The 16,401-nt window shown below is 37.0% G+C and carries 14 protein-coding genes; 5 read left to right on the forward strand and 9 right to left on the reverse strand.

The window, feature by feature from the left end; translation table 11 throughout:
* Nucleotides 1–180 (reverse strand): hypothetical protein (locus H5058_RS10310; protein ID WP_182677996.1); only part of this gene is annotated, 180 nt, incomplete at its 3' end.
* Between the two features lie 367 nt (nucleotides 181–547).
* On the reverse strand, nucleotides 548–955 hold the full coding sequence (locus H5058_RS10315) for a hypothetical protein (RefSeq protein ID WP_182677998.1): 408 nt from the start codon (nucleotides 953–955) through the stop codon (nucleotides 548–550).
* A gap of 247 nt (nucleotides 956–1,202) precedes the next feature.
* On the opposite strand from H5058_RS10315, the gene H5058_RS10320 reads away from it, so the two are divergent.
* Nucleotides 1,203–3,758: an Ig-like domain-containing protein gene (locus H5058_RS10320; protein ID WP_182678000.1), complete on the forward strand. Its 2,556-nt coding sequence runs from the start codon at nucleotides 1,203–1,205 to the stop codon at nucleotides 3,756–3,758.
* Between the two features lie 82 nt (nucleotides 3,759–3,840).
* Nucleotides 3,841–4,098: a hypothetical protein gene (locus H5058_RS10325; RefSeq protein WP_182678002.1), complete on the forward strand. Its 258-nt coding sequence runs from the start codon at nucleotides 3,841–3,843 to the stop codon at nucleotides 4,096–4,098.
* Nucleotides 4,099–4,468: 370 nt separating this feature from the next.
* On the opposite strand, the gene H5058_RS10330 is transcribed toward H5058_RS10325, so the two are convergent.
* Both H5058_RS10330 and H5058_RS10335 read right to left on the reverse strand, forming a co-directional pair.
* Entirely contained in the window at nucleotides 4,469–4,918 is a 450-nt protein-coding gene (locus H5058_RS10330) for a hypothetical protein (RefSeq protein ID WP_182678004.1), read from the reverse strand.
* 823 nt (nucleotides 4,919–5,741) lie between these two features.
* Nucleotides 5,742–6,464, reverse strand: a complete 723-nt coding sequence (locus H5058_RS10335) for a DNA/RNA non-specific endonuclease (RefSeq protein ID WP_182678005.1) — start codon at nucleotides 6,462–6,464, stop codon at nucleotides 5,742–5,744.
* 140 nt (nucleotides 6,465–6,604) lie between these two features.
* Here H5058_RS10335 and H5058_RS10340 point away from each other — a divergent pair, with 140 nt between their 5' ends.
* Nucleotides 6,605–7,330 carry a hypothetical protein gene (locus H5058_RS10340; protein ID WP_182678007.1) on the forward strand — a complete coding sequence of 242 codons (726 nt, stop codon included), beginning with the start codon at nucleotides 6,605–6,607 and terminating at the stop codon, nucleotides 7,328–7,330.
* Between the two features lie 480 nt (nucleotides 7,331–7,810).
* Here H5058_RS10340 and H5058_RS10345 read toward each other — a convergent pair whose 3' ends face one another.
* From H5058_RS10345 to dnaN, 5 genes are all read right to left on the reverse strand, one after another.
* Complete coding sequence (locus tag H5058_RS10345) at nucleotides 7,811–8,884, reverse strand: hypothetical protein (RefSeq protein ID WP_182678009.1); 1,074 nt, start codon at nucleotides 8,882–8,884, stop codon at nucleotides 7,811–7,813.
* 349 nt (nucleotides 8,885–9,233) lie between these two features.
* A complete protein-coding gene (locus H5058_RS10350) occupies nucleotides 9,234–11,177 on the reverse strand; it encodes an ATP-dependent helicase (protein ID WP_182678011.1) in 1,944 nt (647 codons plus the stop codon).
* A 202-nt stretch (nucleotides 11,178–11,379) separates the two neighbouring features.
* A complete protein-coding gene (locus H5058_RS10355) occupies nucleotides 11,380–11,943 on the reverse strand; it encodes a hypothetical protein (protein WP_182678013.1) in 564 nt (187 codons plus the stop codon).
* A 109-nt stretch (nucleotides 11,944–12,052) separates the two neighbouring features.
* Entirely contained in the window at nucleotides 12,053–12,355 is a 303-nt protein-coding gene (locus H5058_RS10360; protein ID WP_182678014.1) for a hypothetical protein, read from the reverse strand.
* 2 nt (nucleotides 12,356–12,357) lie between these two features.
* Nucleotides 12,358–13,491, reverse strand: coding sequence for a DNA polymerase III subunit beta (gene dnaN / locus H5058_RS10365; RefSeq protein WP_182678016.1), 1,134 nt, complete (start codon nucleotides 13,489–13,491; stop codon nucleotides 12,358–12,360).
* Nucleotides 13,492–13,671: 180 nt separating this feature from the next.
* Here dnaN and H5058_RS10370 point away from each other — a divergent pair, with 180 nt between their 5' ends.
* Both H5058_RS10370 and H5058_RS10375 read left to right on the forward strand, forming a co-directional pair.
* Nucleotides 13,672–14,739, forward strand: a complete 1,068-nt coding sequence (locus tag H5058_RS10370; RefSeq protein ID WP_182678018.1) for a hypothetical protein — start codon at nucleotides 13,672–13,674, stop codon at nucleotides 14,737–14,739.
* 583 nt (nucleotides 14,740–15,322) lie between these two features.
* On the forward strand, nucleotides 15,323–16,393 hold the full coding sequence (locus tag H5058_RS10375; protein ID WP_182678020.1) for a RepB family plasmid replication initiator protein: 1,071 nt from the start codon (nucleotides 15,323–15,325) through the stop codon (nucleotides 16,391–16,393).
* The last annotated feature ends 8 nt before the right edge of the window (nucleotides 16,394–16,401 follow it).

Genomic DNA, 16,401 nt, shown 5'->3' on the forward strand with positions numbered 1-16,401 from the left:
ACTCGCGTGCATCAGTATATTATCAAGTTCCTTTAAATCCTTATGCTCATTAATTTTTTGATGTAATTCTTTTACTGTTAATCCACTGCATTGTGCAATCCATTCTGCACCCAGTATGTGAGTGTCAACAAAACTCGAAGTGTAACGTCCAAAATCTTTATCAAATACGATATTTGCCACAAGAAAACCCTTAAATTATAATGAAAAACCCTTTAGCATCAGTGTAGAGGTAAAAAATCACTTTTGCACACCTTTGCCTCAAAGTTTATCTGTTCGTAACATTGATGGTCTAATTAGATTGGACTTGTTCAGCTTGGCAAAGGTTAGGCGGTTAGTTAACGATCCTGATTTTTCTTTTTGCACTGATAGCAATATGGGTGAAAAAAGAAAAAGAGAGGTGAATTACCCATCGACACCGCTTCGCGTCTATCAATGGGTTTTCTCGAAAATTTCGATAAAGTTTCAATCTTTAATGTCTTTTTTAAAAGATAAATAAAGTTTAAATCTACAAAAGTTTCAACTTTTAATGTTCGCTGACAATTGCTTTTTATGTGATTGGCCTTTTTTGTATTGAAATAGGCAAAACATTAAGCTCACTTTCAAAGGGGGCAATTGCACAATGTTCTATAAGAACATCAATTGTTAGGCGCTTGGTGAAACCCGCTTTTCTATACGACATGTAAGCCATACGCTTGCCCCGCACTATTTTTTGATTTGCACCAAGCCAAGTGTGAAGTTGGCTCAGTGTATGGAATTGCATTGCTGAATTAAAGCCAAGCTCAGGACTTAGTTTAATTCCTTTAAAGCTAGAGCGCATACGCATAGGAATCTTATCTATAAGGTTGCGCAGGGGTGTAGCTGGGCTCATTTCAACGCTCGGTAACTTGCCTGTTAATTGGAATTCCATTGCTAGCTTAGGGTTCTTAATCATTGCTTGAACGGCTGTTTTATCCATCGTATATAATCTCTGCATTAACTTAATATGCTTTCATCTTAACTCCATGTATTAAACGCGCAATACTATATTTTTTTATTGGTTTTATAAATGATCGAATGTATCAACATACTTCAAATGACACTACTTAACAGCATTCAACCAGCGTTTATAATTAACACCTGCTAAATAGAGGGAGTAAATAACTATGTAAACTATTGCATTTGGTATAATTTTCACAACTAATTATGACCGTCTGGTGTTTAAAGTGATAGTAAAATTAAAAAGTATACTTGGGGTTTCTGGGTTAGCGCTAATATCGAATATCGCTACTGCTGAAGTGATTTTCTATGACATCCCACAAGTTGGAGTTGTTTCACCTAAAGCATTTATTAATAAGTCTAATGGACTAAAAGTTGGTGTGTCAGCTGGGCTCGACAGAAAAACCGAGCTGCACCTGAAGACAAGTTCTGGGCTAGATATTTATAGAGAAAACTCAAATTATATAACAGTGAATGACCGCATAAAAAACCCATTGGGTAATGATTTTTATGGCCATGTTTTTGCGCTACCATCACTAAGAACCGATATAGAATACGAACTCACACAAAATGTTTATGATAAAGATAATCTTTTAATAAAAACAGAAAGCTCAAAGCTAACAATAGATACATCCGGTGCAACATTAACAAGCTTGAACGTGCAACACCCTAACAACACGTACAACCCACCTAGATGGGTTCACAATGGAAAAAGGGTTTTATCTATACGTGAAGTTAACCAAATAGACGCTAACTTTGAAATAGAAGGTGCTGGTATAGACACGGCAAAATACACTGTGTTTGAACAACAAGGAAATGAGTGGGTACTGCATGGTGAGTACGACGCTATAATAAGCGGCCACTTTGCTATTTTACAAAATGCCAACCATTCAGGAGCTTACCATGGAGTACGCGGCAAATTCCCTTCGTACAGCAGCGATGTAAAAGTAGAGTTAAAAGTAGTAGATACTGCGGGTAATAGCGCTACGACTTCTTCTGAATTTCATTGGGTTACGTGTAACTTTGATAAAGATACACCAAATAGTAAGCATATAAACCAAATTCAAAGAGCTATTGGCATTACAGATCCAAGCTCCAGCGGCATACCTGGAGTACCTAACTCAGCGGGCTACAGAGCTTTCACGCCTGGGGACTTAATACCGCACAACCCTCTTTCGATTATACTCAAAGTACCAATAGAGTTAAGCCGTTACGCCGACCCCGTAAAAGGATACGGATTGGGTTACGGTAGATACGACATTACAGAATCCCCTTTATCAGTGGATAACAACTACGCTTATTACGCTACAGCAAATAAAGTACCTACATCAAATGGCACCTTGATAGGGCAAAGAGTTAACACCGGGGATTTATGTACCGGTTATTTAAATATAGGTTCAAACTTCACAGCTGAAAGTGCACCACCAAACATACTTGGGGCAACTATTACTTTTGATAATAAAGATACATTTGAAGTTGAGGGGCCGCTTAATGAACATGAAAAGCAGTTGCGCAGCAAACTCCCACCCGGTAACTATTATAACGCAATGACTGGATTGCAAAGTGGCTGGTCAGAATTGAGCAATGTGAACGTAAGAGTAAAACCGCAAGCTTATAACCAAATTGTAAGTGCAAGTTATGGCCCTCAAAAATGCACAGTAAAAGCAGGCGATGATAATTGCACTATTAATTACAATATTAAGCTTAAAGACATAGATGGAAAGATGATCCACACAAACTACGGTATTACGTCCTACCGAGAAAATTCAGCTAACCACGGATCGTTTACTCTGATTTACAAGGTTGATTTAACGCCCCCTCGAATTGAAGAAATGAACATAGACCAGACCAATAAAACTGTAAGTGGCCTAATATGGAACCATGCAGGCCCTAATCACTATGTTGATTTCAGAATTGCAACGGCATTTATTGAGGCAAAAAACGTACATACAGGTGACATACATACGATAAAAGGGCAAGTAGCTAACTATACAGTGCCGCACTTTACATTTAATGCAAGCTTAGAGTCATTGCCTGACGGCGAGTTTACACTTGATGTAGTCGCTTATGACAGTGCAGGTAACTCAGCTAGAAAAAGAATTGGTACTGTTAAGGCTGATAATTCAAGCCCCGTGATCACAATCAATAACAAAAATGATGCCTTACTTAATAACGACATTGTAAAAGGGCTAGAGTCATTAAACATTCAATTAACGGATGCATCTAACTCGCAAATCAAATCTGTAACCATTGTCGGTGGTCCTGCAAATGACAAGCTTATGCTTGATTGGGTGGGCACAGGTAATAACGAATATAAACTAGAATACCCTCGGTTATTTCCATCATTACAAGAAGGGGAGAGCTATACCCTTTCTATAGAAGCTATTGATGAATATGGTAACGAGTCAGTTAAATCTATGATTATGCGTTATGTTCCAGCTAATGTAGTAACACTTAAGGCGGGTAGGTTATTAACAACAAATAAGCTATTGCTGAACCGAGGTGATGAGCCACTATACCAAATAGTGTCCACACCTTTGAGGGGTAATGACGGTCAATTAATATCTGGTAAAATACCTGTTGTTTTTACACTCCGATCAGATTCGGAATTTTCAATTAATATATTAGAGCGGACAATTGCACCGGGTGAAACTCATGAGTGGGATTTTGATTTAAGTAGCAACGATGGCCGAATATACTTACCAGTAATCCCAGCCGAAAAAGGTCTTGAAGGTACAGCTAATTTTATGTTTGAAATATTGAATGTAACGACAACTGAATGAATAAATTTAGAAGCAGTAACAAAAATGTAGAGCCGATGCTATCAAGTAAGGCTCTGTTGTCATTATATAGAGGAAGTAATTAATGGTTGAATATCTACGCTGCCGAGTTTGGGGTAAGAATGAGGTAAATAATATTAGAGTTTTGAAATTGATCGCAATAGTATTTTTGCCTATTTCACTTCTCGGTGCATTGCTTTTTGAAGTTGTCTCGCCACCTGCAATGATTGCATCCATGATGACTCATTATATTATTTTCTTTTGGATGTTTTTTGTAGTTCTGATTGGCTGTGGATTTACATTTCTATTTTGTTTAGATAAAGCTACAGCATATCCCCCTTAACACTTGGTAACAGTACCGCGACTGAATAATTGTCGGAGGACAGTAAATCCTAAAACGCCGTTTTGGTGTGCTATAAACTACCAAGACGGTGTTCAATAAGCGGCTATATTTTCAAACGGATTGGAGTATTAGTGTCACAGGTTATACTCGCACCAATCTCTATATCTACATAAGTTTTAAGCGACACATGTAATTAATTAACTGCGACGCTCCAAGAGGTTTACAGAACACCCACAGAACACCATGAGTTAAGCCCTACCGATACGGGTTGCAACAGACGTTTCAAGCGACCTCCTTCAAGTCGCAGAGGACACTCGGTGTTTAGCCTTAAAACCTGCGGTGCCGCTAGGACACCCAGTGAACATCACCATTAAGCAAAGCAATGTTTATCTAAAACGTTTAAAAATTCGTTTTTGACACTGTTTAATAGCTTTTGGTAACCGAGTACAACATCACTCGGGATGAAAAGCTGCGGCCACAATTCACCTTCAACAGACAATAACCCTATCGCTATTCCATTATTGCCATTGTATTTTGTATATACCGTATTCAAATCGTCTATCAAATTCTGCAAATCAACTTGCTCTTGATTGTCTAGTTTAATTTCAGCAACCACACCAAGGACACCCCACCGTAATGCTACGGCATATTCTGCACCTTCCCAGCCTGCTGATATTTCAACTAACTCTGCTGCTTTGGTAATGTCACAGAAAGGCGGTACCGGATTGCAAACTAAATCACCAGCACAGTTGTACAAATACTTAAGGCTATTCAGTTCAAAGCTAGCCATATTGTTTTTTAAATCTTTAATAGAATTCATTAAACACCTCTAATTAACACGTTATTGTTTTCTTGATCCTATTTAACGATAGAAGTATGAACGCGCAACCCATTAAATTACGGTGAGGAAGCAACTTTAAAAATTTATTAAGCACAGCAAGGGGAAGTCTATTAACTTAAAACAGTTGGGTAAGAGCGTGACAGGGAGATTAAAGATTGATTTTACATTATATAAATATAGGTATTAAAGCCAAAGACAGTAATACCTATTTAAAGTCTAGTTACAGAACTCTACAGTGCTTTCTAGCAAAAGCTACCGCTTCTTTTACATGACCCATTTGCATACTGTGCATCCCGTTGCCACTATGCAGTGCCTAACAATCTCTGTGTAGCTAACAAGCAGAGATAACTTAGCACGAAAGCAAATCATTATTTATTATTTATCTGTAGATTCACATGCATTATTAAGATTGTTTACAGTTAACCTTGCCACCTCCGTAATTACAGCGCAAACCGCGAGTACGGATGAAAATCCTATTGAGTACAAGAGTAGGCTCTCCATATCTATACTGACATACCTTGTTTCGTACTTCACAAAGATTAATGAGCAAAAAAACATAAGTGACGCTACGGCACAACCACTAAAAGCAAAGCTTAAATTATTAGAGAGCCTATATATGAGAGTAAACAAAAGAGCTAGACACGCTAGAACAGATACAACAAACATTTCATTTCCCTTTTTAAGTTTTTAGCAAATGCTAAACAGTTAATTAAATATAGTTATAAGCGCATTCAACAAACGCGCAATAGCCTAATTTCATTTTTCAATAAATAAGGTTATACACTTATGTTAGAAATCTCTTTTAGCTTAAATCACAGCCTTTTGGGATGTACCAAGATTGATGTGGTTTCAGATCTTTTATGTGCTCAGGCACGGGTAGCTGCATGCCTATGAGTTTTTCTAAATACCGAACTGACACTATATAATCATCTAGTTTGTGTTTAGCTGCTTCGCTGGTGTTGGGCATCACCCAAGCAATTGCACGATTATTACGAATTAGAATTTTCCAAAACGCCCCAGGAGTATGGATGCCATGACTAACAAAATAATCACTGTTTACTGGTGGGATACTGGTAACTGGCCCCCCAATTATACGCAAAGGCTCAATCTCTCTGTAGCACTCAGCTATAACCTCTGATTGATACATAGCCCCGCGATTTAAGACTCTATGTTGAGGCCAGATGTTAGTCATGTAATCTGACTGACTAGCAGCCAACTTACTAGTTTCTAAGTGGTTATAACTAGCACTATGGCCTCTATCAAAAACACTTTTACCGTTTATTCTGTATGTTGAGCTGCTTTTTTGCTGGCATCGAGCGGGTACTTCTTTATCAATTCTAAAATTAGATTTTCTCTTTAGGTTCGCAGTGTCTTTACCGATTGTATAGTCATACATAATGTGCCCCCTTAATTCACAATCGACCCAGACTTTAAAGCCCTCATATTGCCTCTCTATTATTTCTGCATGACTGCTCATTGATACAAGCAGTAAACCACTTAATAAAATTCTTATTATTGATGTCATTTAAAAATTCCTACACAACAAATATTCAATAAACCACTTAGCATTATTGCTCTTTACGGCTGCATAACTGATACTAACGCTATAAGTTAAAATCGCAAGGCAACTGATCTTAAAAATCAAGTTTAATAACGGACACCATTATGAAAACAACTCTCTGCCTGTTAATCACAGCGGTATTCACGCTCCCAGCTATAGCGGTACAACAAGAAAAAGGCGATGCAAGGAATGGTAAGCGATTGCTGATAACCCCCGGTTACAACACGAATTACACTCCAACCAAGCAAGAAAAGCTTGATGCCGAATGCTACGTATTGCAAAGTAACATTCAGAAAAACGTTGATAGCATTTCATCTTCACTAAACAAGGCTTACCCTAAATTTGGCAGTGACATAGAGAAACTCGCAATTAACGTATACAACAAAAGGGTAGGTGATAACGCCCAGCTCATAGACAACCTAACCAATGCAACTACCGTTAAGTTAAAGTCATTCAAAGAAAAGTGCAGCGCACACACTCCTGAAATTAATAATTTAAACTTCGATTATTTAGAGTTTAATTACGAATACAGTGTATTTAAATCGAGGATAGAACATGAGATAGATCCTGAAAAACTTAAGATCTGGAAAGAAGAGTGTTCATTTATAGAAAGCACATATTTAAAGCTCAGCACGGAAATAGATCAACAGAAAGAGGAAGCGCAACTAGCAAATAATCAGATTAAAACCCTAAAACAAAAAGGGTATTCAACTAGTGCAATACAATCAAACCTTGATGTAGATATGCAGGCAATAGCTATTGCATCGAACACATTGGAAGACTTAGGGAAAGCACGCGTAACGTTTGAGTGCTGGAAGCTAGGGATGTAAAAACTTTGCTGGTGGCTCACTAACTTGAAGAAATACAATTGCCACCATATACTTTCAACTGTATATGGACTTGTTATGAGCGAGCGTATTTAAGTTTGTTTCGGCCCAAAACCTGTGGGTAAAACCGCTAATTATAATAATGCCTAAGTAATTGCTCCACTGCCAAACAGATAAGCCACCAACTCAACACATAAAGCCTTACTTTGGCTAAAAATGAGGCTGTAATATACTTGAGTTATGTTTAGCGCCTGTCAGTTTAAACTATGACAGTTCAAAAATGGCATATCAGCTTTAATTTAATCAATTGGTCTTGGCGCTTTTTTTTGTCTTCGCAGGCCGCGCCAAGACCCCCTTAAAAACCTTGTAATTTTTAACTACCACACAGGTAGCCTGTAAAGCAAAACTTAAGAAATTAAAAAGTGGCAAATAAAGATTTTAGATATTAATGCCACAAAAAATATTGAAAATTAATTTTTACATTTAAAATAACTCCAATACCTCTGAATTAGAGCGAACAAAATCTATAGCTGTAGACAACCTACTTACGGAGGCAATAACTTTATTATTTTTGCCTACTATTTTATAAGGGCCAATCTCATTTAACTCTGTAATCGCTTTACCTGATCCGGTTGTAACATACTTTAACGCATCTAACTCTTCAGCGGTGCTATAAGTAGTGTCAATTTGAGGCCTTAACTCAAATCGAGCTTTAGACCAGCTCAAAAGGTTAACCGCTACACTTTCATGTTCAGACAGGGAGTTAACAACAGCATCAGCAATAGCCTCGCTTATAAATACGTCCTCTGGTTGCTTTTCTTTAAGAGATAGCCCCAAGCAAATCACTTGGCTTTTCGGATATGATTTAAGGTTGTTTTGCACTGCGAAAAAGACACGCTCGCCCAACTCAATACCCACAAGTAACTTAGAGCATGAAGAAATATTTGCACATTTAACAAACACAGATGCTTGGTGCACTAGCATAGCTTTAATTAGGCGCTTGTAATAACCATAAAGTTTAGTAATTAACACCATATTTCTATTACAATTATCTAGCGTTAGCATTGATGCTTTGATTTCATCTTTTATGATCGCCGGAACTCTTAATGTTATAGCGCCACTCTGAGTATAACCAACAGTCATACCAAATAGGCTTTGGTTATTGCCAGTAAAAAACCTTGCTTTAAAAGCTGTCTCAAGGCTCGAAGATTGCGACCTCACATTACTTGAAAGCTGCCTTAAAACCTTTTTAACTTTATACCCGTAAAACGGGATGTCTGGCTTAGTGCTATAGGCATAATACGCAAGGTTTCGTAAAGGTGTTTCTGCCTTAACGTGTGCAGGCAGGTTGCCACCAGCAGAGAACACATATGCGTCAACATTTACCGGGGCAGAGCGGTGAGCTAAAGAGTTTTCAAACGCTAATTCTGATGAATGCTTAGTGTCATTGCTTAATCTAAGCATAAGTGGTTTCAGCTCTTTCATTTCACTGACTGTAAAATGAAATGGGTTTTCAGGTGTTCGATATGGCCAAGTATTTATTGATAAATTACGCATCAAGCTTTCTCACTGGTTTTTTTGTAAACTTTGATACATAAGGTAATTTAAAAGCTAGAACGCGCAACCGGTAAAAGTATAGTTTATTTCTACTTTCTGAGTTTAAAAATAAAACTCGTGACAGCTTGAGGTCGCTTAAAGCTGAAATAGGAAAATATTAAATTGTGTAAAGACACTTTATTAAAGTCTGAATATGACACGGTTAGATAGAAAGTTTTTTATAATTTTTTTGGTTTTAAGCTAACAGTTATTGCATGCAATTATACTGTTTTAAAAAGCTGAGTAAGGCTTTGATGTGCGGTATTTAAAGAAAGTAAATAAATCATTTTAAATACCACACAAAGTGTTATTAACTATTAATAACGCTTGCTAACTTAAGCTCTTTTACAAATTTGCTGGCATTTTTAAATGGTTCACTTCCTGCTTTCTTCGAGCAAAATATTTTAGCTGAATGTGTAGCCCTAGTAAGTGCAACATAAGCTAAGCGGCGCTCTTCTTCTTCGTTAACTTCCATCCAAGAGGACTCACAAACGCCTTTAATTGGCATTACATCTGCATCCCAAAATGGTAAGAATACGTTTTTATATTCACACCCCTTAGCTCTGAATATGGTGGTCAACGCTACTCCGTGTTGCTGATCAACTGAGGACTTAGACATAATAATTAACTTTCTAAAATATTCTAATGCATCTAAGCTATTTAGGTTTAAGCCCTTTAATACTGTAGAAATACAACTAAGACGATCTTGGTGTTCTGTGTATTCTGATGTTGAAGTGGATGTTTTTATAAGCCAACTTTTTATTTTAATATCATCTAAGTATTTATTAAATACTTCATAGGCAGGCCGCTTACTTATCATCATTAAGTCTGCAATTGCGTTAATCCGCTCCCTAACATTTTCTAAGTTTTTATTTTTTGGGTTTGCGTGACAAATTGAGTCAATAGCTGAACGCCACTGCTTTATATCCAAGCAGCCAAGTCTCGATGCAATATCGGCTAATACAGAGTATTGAACATAGGTTTGGGGTTGCTTTAACAGTCCGAACAACATTTGCGACCTTTCATTGTGGTTTAGATAGAAATCGCTGCCGCTCACGAACGTAAGTAACGTAACTAAAAGGTTTATTTCTTTTGAGTTTGATAGAGAATACTGATTGGGTAAGCAGTAAGGTATACGCCTAATTAAAAAGCTTAACTCAAATAGCATTGCTTGCGACCACCTTCTTACAAGAACTGCACTGTCTGAGGGTTTATCACCTACTTTAAATGTATCTATTACCGCATCAACCAGGTCTGCTGCATGCTTAGGTGTTTCTATTAACTGAACCTTGGTTGCTGGTGTGCTTGGGTCTGATTGCATGAGAGCATTAAATCGTTTTTTATTATTTTTTATGAGATTGTTAGCTGCGCTGGCGAGTTGTTCACCAAATCGAAAAGTAGTGGTTAAATTAAAGCGGGTACATGGAACAAACTCTTTTTCAAATGAAAGCATAAACTCAGGGTTTGCGCCACGCCATGAGTAAAGGCATTGATCAGGATCACCAACAGCAACAACACTAGCTTTAACGTATTTAATAAGCTTTATTAATTCATACTGGCAATCATTTATATCTTGAAATTCATCAATCAGAAATAATGAATATTTTTTATAAAAAGTTTTTTTATATTGAGAGTCAGCTTTAAGTAATTTGACGGCTGCACCAATCCAATCATCAAAAAACAAGATTTTTGCATTTTGTCGTAACTTTTCAAACTCAAAATATGCAGGAATTAAAAAACTATAAGAACTGGCTATGCCCGATAGCGCAAACACCTCACTTGCTGGCAACATGCGAGCTTTAACTAAACCTATAAATTGTAGAAGTAAGTCAGCAGATTTTTGCTCTTTAATTAAACTTATTGTTTTAGGGTTCTTAGTTTTAAAGGAAGTTGATTTCAGAGAGTTAAGTGCCATACTGGTTTGTTGTTTACCACTGTCATAGCTTAACTGTAAGTTATTTTCTGTTAGATAACCTGAATCAGTTAAAATGCTTTTAGCAAAGCTATGAAAAGTTTTAATAGCTGGTAAGTCAGTTACACCTTTGCTTTGTATTCGTTCTGAAAACTCTTTTTGAATATCAGAGTTAAACATTAAAACGCATATAGACGATGCAGGTAGACCCCCGTTGGTTTTATTAATAACTAATTCAATAAGGGTTTCTGTTTTGCCAGTACCAGGGCAAGCAGCAACTATTGCGTTAGCACCGTTAAAATCAATAACTGCTTGTTGTTGGCTGGTGGGGGTAATTGGCATGTTAAACCTCAAATTTATATTTAATTTAGTTAGAGCAAGTTTTACTTACTTTCCTAAACGCGCAAGTAGGTATAGGTAAAATTGGTTGTGCGATATGGGAGTTCGTAATAGCAGGGTAAGTGTGAAGTTTTAGGGCTGCCTGATACATGATGCTAACTGAGTGTTGGTAAGCAACATAACAGGGCAGGCAGCACTATTAGTTTTAGCCAATAATCTTTTCAATTAACACATCTATCCACCCAAGCGGAAATAAACTTCTCTTAGGTTTTTTCTTTGTCGTAACCTTTTCCTTTGGAGGGGTCACGTATGTTTCTAGTGCCTCATCAAAATAATAAGGGTTGCTCAATAACCGATAGAGTAACGAGTTTGCGTGTGTTGTATCGCCATCAAGCTCTAAACGATTAGAAGAGGCCACAAACTTTGCAACCGCAGCGGATAATGAGCGACCTTCTCTACACGTAATAATAAGATCATCAATATTTGGGTTTTCCTTAATCATCTTAATCATAACTAAGATTTTAAGTGCCTCAACTTTAGTTGCGCAACCTTCAAAATATTCATAAAACTCTATGCCGTGGCTTTTTATTTGATCAATGTCGTAAGCAGCATCATCAATTCCTATGGAGCTATGATAGCCCCAGCCATTAGTATTAATTGACCCATCAAAAGCTGAACCTGCCTCATGTATTACTATAAGAGCTGCATTGGAGCTAGGAACTAAGGTTCTAGCATCCCTGTAAGGCATAAACGCCACAGTTTTAATCATATTAAAACGCCTTATTTTGATTTTGTAGAAATAATACACCGTAATAGCATGCATACAAAAGGCTACAAACGAAATTTGTAGCCTTTTGGGGTTGGGAAAGTGATTTATTTTAAGCGTAAAGCTCTATGTTCTGCACAAGCTGATCATTATTAATATATTGAGCAATAGAAAGTCGGTTATCCTTAAACATAATTACAATATACCCTTGGTTCATTGGAAGCACTACGGCACAACGCAGATTTGATTCTCGATAAAAAAATGAGTTTTCATCTAAGCCTAAAAGAGTTTCAAATCTAACTAGTAACTCGGTAATACTCTTGGGGTTCTTCACTGTCATTGAGTTCTCGCTAAACTCAATTTCAAAGCAATCAAAGGTTGCACACCATGCACAACCTTTTTTGATAAATTTCATATTTAAATTCTCACTGGCATAATTAAAGCTCTAGTATTTTTACAATCTGTTGCTCCGACACAAAACGCACTTAGTTGATCAGTAAATAGCAGCTCAACATTTTCGCCTTGAATGTGGTTGAGAGCGTCTAGTAAATACCGAGGATTAAGGCCGTACACAAAATCTATTGCGTTTCCAGCAGACGCACCAGCGACTTCATCTAGCCCTAAATCTTCATCGGAGTTAGATAGGGCTTTAAATTTTATAAGATTGTCACAAAACGACATTTGCACTTTTGGGTGTTTATCATCAGACACCAAGACCAGCATACGCTTTAGTGAGTCAGCAAGGTTTTCTTTGTTGGCTACTAACTTGCTATCGCATCGAGTAGGTAGCAATTTCATTACATCAGGGTATTTACCATCAACAAGCGTTGTACTGTAAATCAAGCCACCCCAATTAAACTGAGCGCGGCTGCCATTAAATGACACCTCCAAAAATTCTGCCGACTCATTTAAACGTGCAAAAACAAGAGCTGCATTGATAGGTATCACAAGATCTAAATCAGCATTGCCATCCCCCTCAATTGAATGCTTAATAGCAGACAGCCTATGACCATCAGTACCCACACCATAAAGCGTATTATTTTTAGCTTTTAAGTAAACTGAATTTAAGTAAGCGCGAGCATCAGTACGGCCAGCAGCATAAGCGGCATCATTAACTAGTTGAACAAATGTTTTCGCAGCAACTTTGAAGCTTCCAGTTTGATTTTTTAAAACTTCAAGTTGCGGGTATGTAGTTGGCTCAATTATTTTTAACTGAAGCTTAGAACGGCCAGAGCTTATAACAGCACGGTCTTTATCTTTAAGCCCTTTGAGCTTAACTGGCTGACCTTTAGGTAACGCTCTAACTATTTGGAAAAACTTACTAGCTTCAACGCATAGCTCACCATCACCTTTGGCTTGGATGTACTCAGACTGATTTTCTCTTGTAAATGTTTGAGAGCCATTACTGCCACTAATAGATAAAATCCCCTGCTTGTTAGAAATATATACAAAGTCATAGGCTTGTATATTTGTTTTACGAGAATCAGCATTAGCGCAAGCATGGCCTATAAAATTTAATAAGTACGTTGAGTTTTCCGCTATAAGTTCCATCACTTTCTCCACAGTTTTTAATGGTATGCCCTTTGGTTACTCTTATAATCACCGATCTTTCTATTCGCGCAACCCCCTTAATTTCAATAAAACCAATAAAAGTTATAGTTGCAAATGAAATAGGTGGTATTTGCTAGTATCATTGCGACTTCAATACACAGCGTTATAAAGGTTTATTAAGTGACTTTATTAAGTGAATCAGTTAAGAATGAATTTAACGAATTAATAGTTAGCAAATTGAATGATGGGCACAAACTGCAAGATATACAGGTTAGTGACTTACATTCAATAAGTGTCGGTTGCTCTTATGTAGATTGCGCCAACTGGCTAGATACTTTCAAAGCTAAGTTTGGCCTACATGCGGCAACCAAGCAACCTGTGTGGTTTGATGCTTTTTTAGTGCAAATAAATAGTGCAGCAACGAATATTTGGCCTCGTATTTCAGAGCAGATGCAAGCTGAAATAAATCAAATTAGAAAGAGTGAGAAAGAAGTTAGTAGCGAATTACAATCTCAACTAACGGATGCATTAAACCAGTTAAGCAATTACGAGAAGAAGATATGCTTTTTAAATGCAGAGATAGAAAACTTACAAGCTAGTACAACTGAATCAATGACTGAGGAAACTAATGAGCTTATTAGCTCCCTCAAGGAGTCATGCAGACAAAGTGAGGAATGCCTTAAGCATTTGACAACAGCCCACTTAAAGACAGAGCAGGCGCTTGAGTTAACGATAGCAAACCTCAAAGATGAGCTTGAGAATCAAACTGATTCGCTTGAAGAGTTGGAAAACACGTACAATGAACTTTATATTTTAAGTGAAGAAAAAGATGAGCAAATAAAAAATCTCAATGATGAATTAATTAAATTAAACGCGTCTTTAAAGCAAAAAAATGATGAAGTTGAAAATCTAACCACTGCAAATTCTGACAGTAAGGTAAAAATCAACGAGCTTAAAGATAAAGTTGAAACTCTTAGTAAGGCACAAACACCTGATTCAAAAAATACACTTAAACTTGAAGCAAAGATTGAAAAGCAAAAAGTAACAATTAAGGATCTAAATACCAGAATTATTGAAAATGAAAAAAGGACTTCAATTTTGGTAACACAAAACACAAAACAAGCTGAGCAAATTACTAGTTCAACAGAGAGATTGATGGGTCTGTCAGAAGCTCTATTTAAGGCGGAGTCAGACTGTGAGGTACTACGAGTTAAATTAACAGCGTTGGAGCCTGAGAGTGGCGTGTAGGGCTTATTATGGCGTTTTAAAGTGTATATTTAGAGTTTAATTTCATTTAATTTAGAAACTACTGGCTTTAATAGCTTTTAAGGCTGGTGGTTTTTAAACTAAAATATCCCCCAGTTTTACTTGTTTACCCCCCAAAAAAAGTTATCCACATATCCACACCTTTTATTAATAAGCCTTTTTTTATGTGTTATTAAAACCTTTCTTTAGTGCCCTGTATGCCTTGGTGTATAAGGCCTGTAGAGGTGTTGCCGTGACGTCAAGAAGATGATTCGTGACTTAAAGAGGGTTAAAAAAGCCAATATCGTGACCTAGAGAAGATAAAGCCGTGACAAAAAGAGGGTCGCTTTTTTTAGTTATGTACAGCTCAATATTTATACTATTTTAGATGTTAATTTGTTGCTGAATTAAACAAGCTTTAACTTTGCCTAGCATTTACACAAATAGATAGGTGTTCATTCAAGTTGTTAGTGCTAGGTCTTTCGCTTACGCATTTAAAAAAGTGTGGATATATCTTGATTTACTATAAATCATAGTTAAAATCGTGACACTTTTTGAACCAAAGCAATAAATTTAGGGTAATTAGATGCAGCAGTTATCTACACAAGAGCAAAATAAAGTCTATCTACGGCAATCAAACATGCTCACTACAGCAGCATATAACTTGTCGAGAAACGAGAAACGGCTTGTGTATCTTGCCCTAGATCAAGTCATGAACGGTAAAGTAGAGGAGGTCAGAGGCCGATTCGATATAACCATAAGCCACAAAGAATACGCACTTCAATTCAATGAACCATACAAAAATATAAGCCGCGATATTTCGAAGGCATCTTGTAGCCTTAATAAGAAAGAGGTTGTTTTCTATATACCGTCAGAAGATGGCGATGATGGAGAAAAAGCTCTCGATGGCTTAGGGTGGACTATTAAGCGAAGCGTCAGGCCAAAACAAGGTGTAACTGTGCTTGGCTTTAATGCTGAGCTTGTTGACATAATGAAGGACCTTACAAAATACACGGGCTTCTTTTTTCATAATGTAGCCAAGATCAATAGCGCTTATACAATGAGGCTTTATGAGTCATTGAGGCAGTGGGTTACAATTAAACAAAGTGGACAAACTGAAGGCAAAAAAAGTACCGGCCGCTCAGCTAAAACAAATTCAGTTACCTTTAGTGTTGACTGGTTGATTATGCGTTACCAACTTCCTGATTCTTATAATAGAATGAGCGATTTTAGACGAAGGTTTTTAATACCAGCTGTAAACGAAATAACGGAAAAAACCGATATAGAGCTTACCTACATTGAGAATACATCTAAAGCTGGCAGAAAAAATAAAGTAACATCTATTACTTTTTACTGGAAAGAAAAAAATAAACGCGCATCCGCTGGACTTAAAGCTGAAGATACTAGCTCTGTTACTAGCCCACCTGTAATTACTGATATATTCAATACTGAAAATGAAGAGCTGCAAGGGGTGTTAGAAAAATGCCTTGTTTATATTGATAAATTTACCGAGGAATGCGAGCTACCAACAGAATCTTGGTGCTTGCATTTTATCCAGCTTTTTAGCGTAGTAAGAAAGGAAACCGCTCCAGAGGCGCTTATCAATAAATTAAAGAAAATACCTAGAGCAGAAGATTCGGATGTTAATGACGATTAATACTTATC

The sequence above is a fragment of the Pseudoalteromonas sp. SR45-4 genome, assembly GCF_014163535.1.
Taxonomy (GTDB): Bacteria; Pseudomonadota; Gammaproteobacteria; order Enterobacterales; family Alteromonadaceae; genus Pseudoalteromonas; species Pseudoalteromonas nigrifaciens.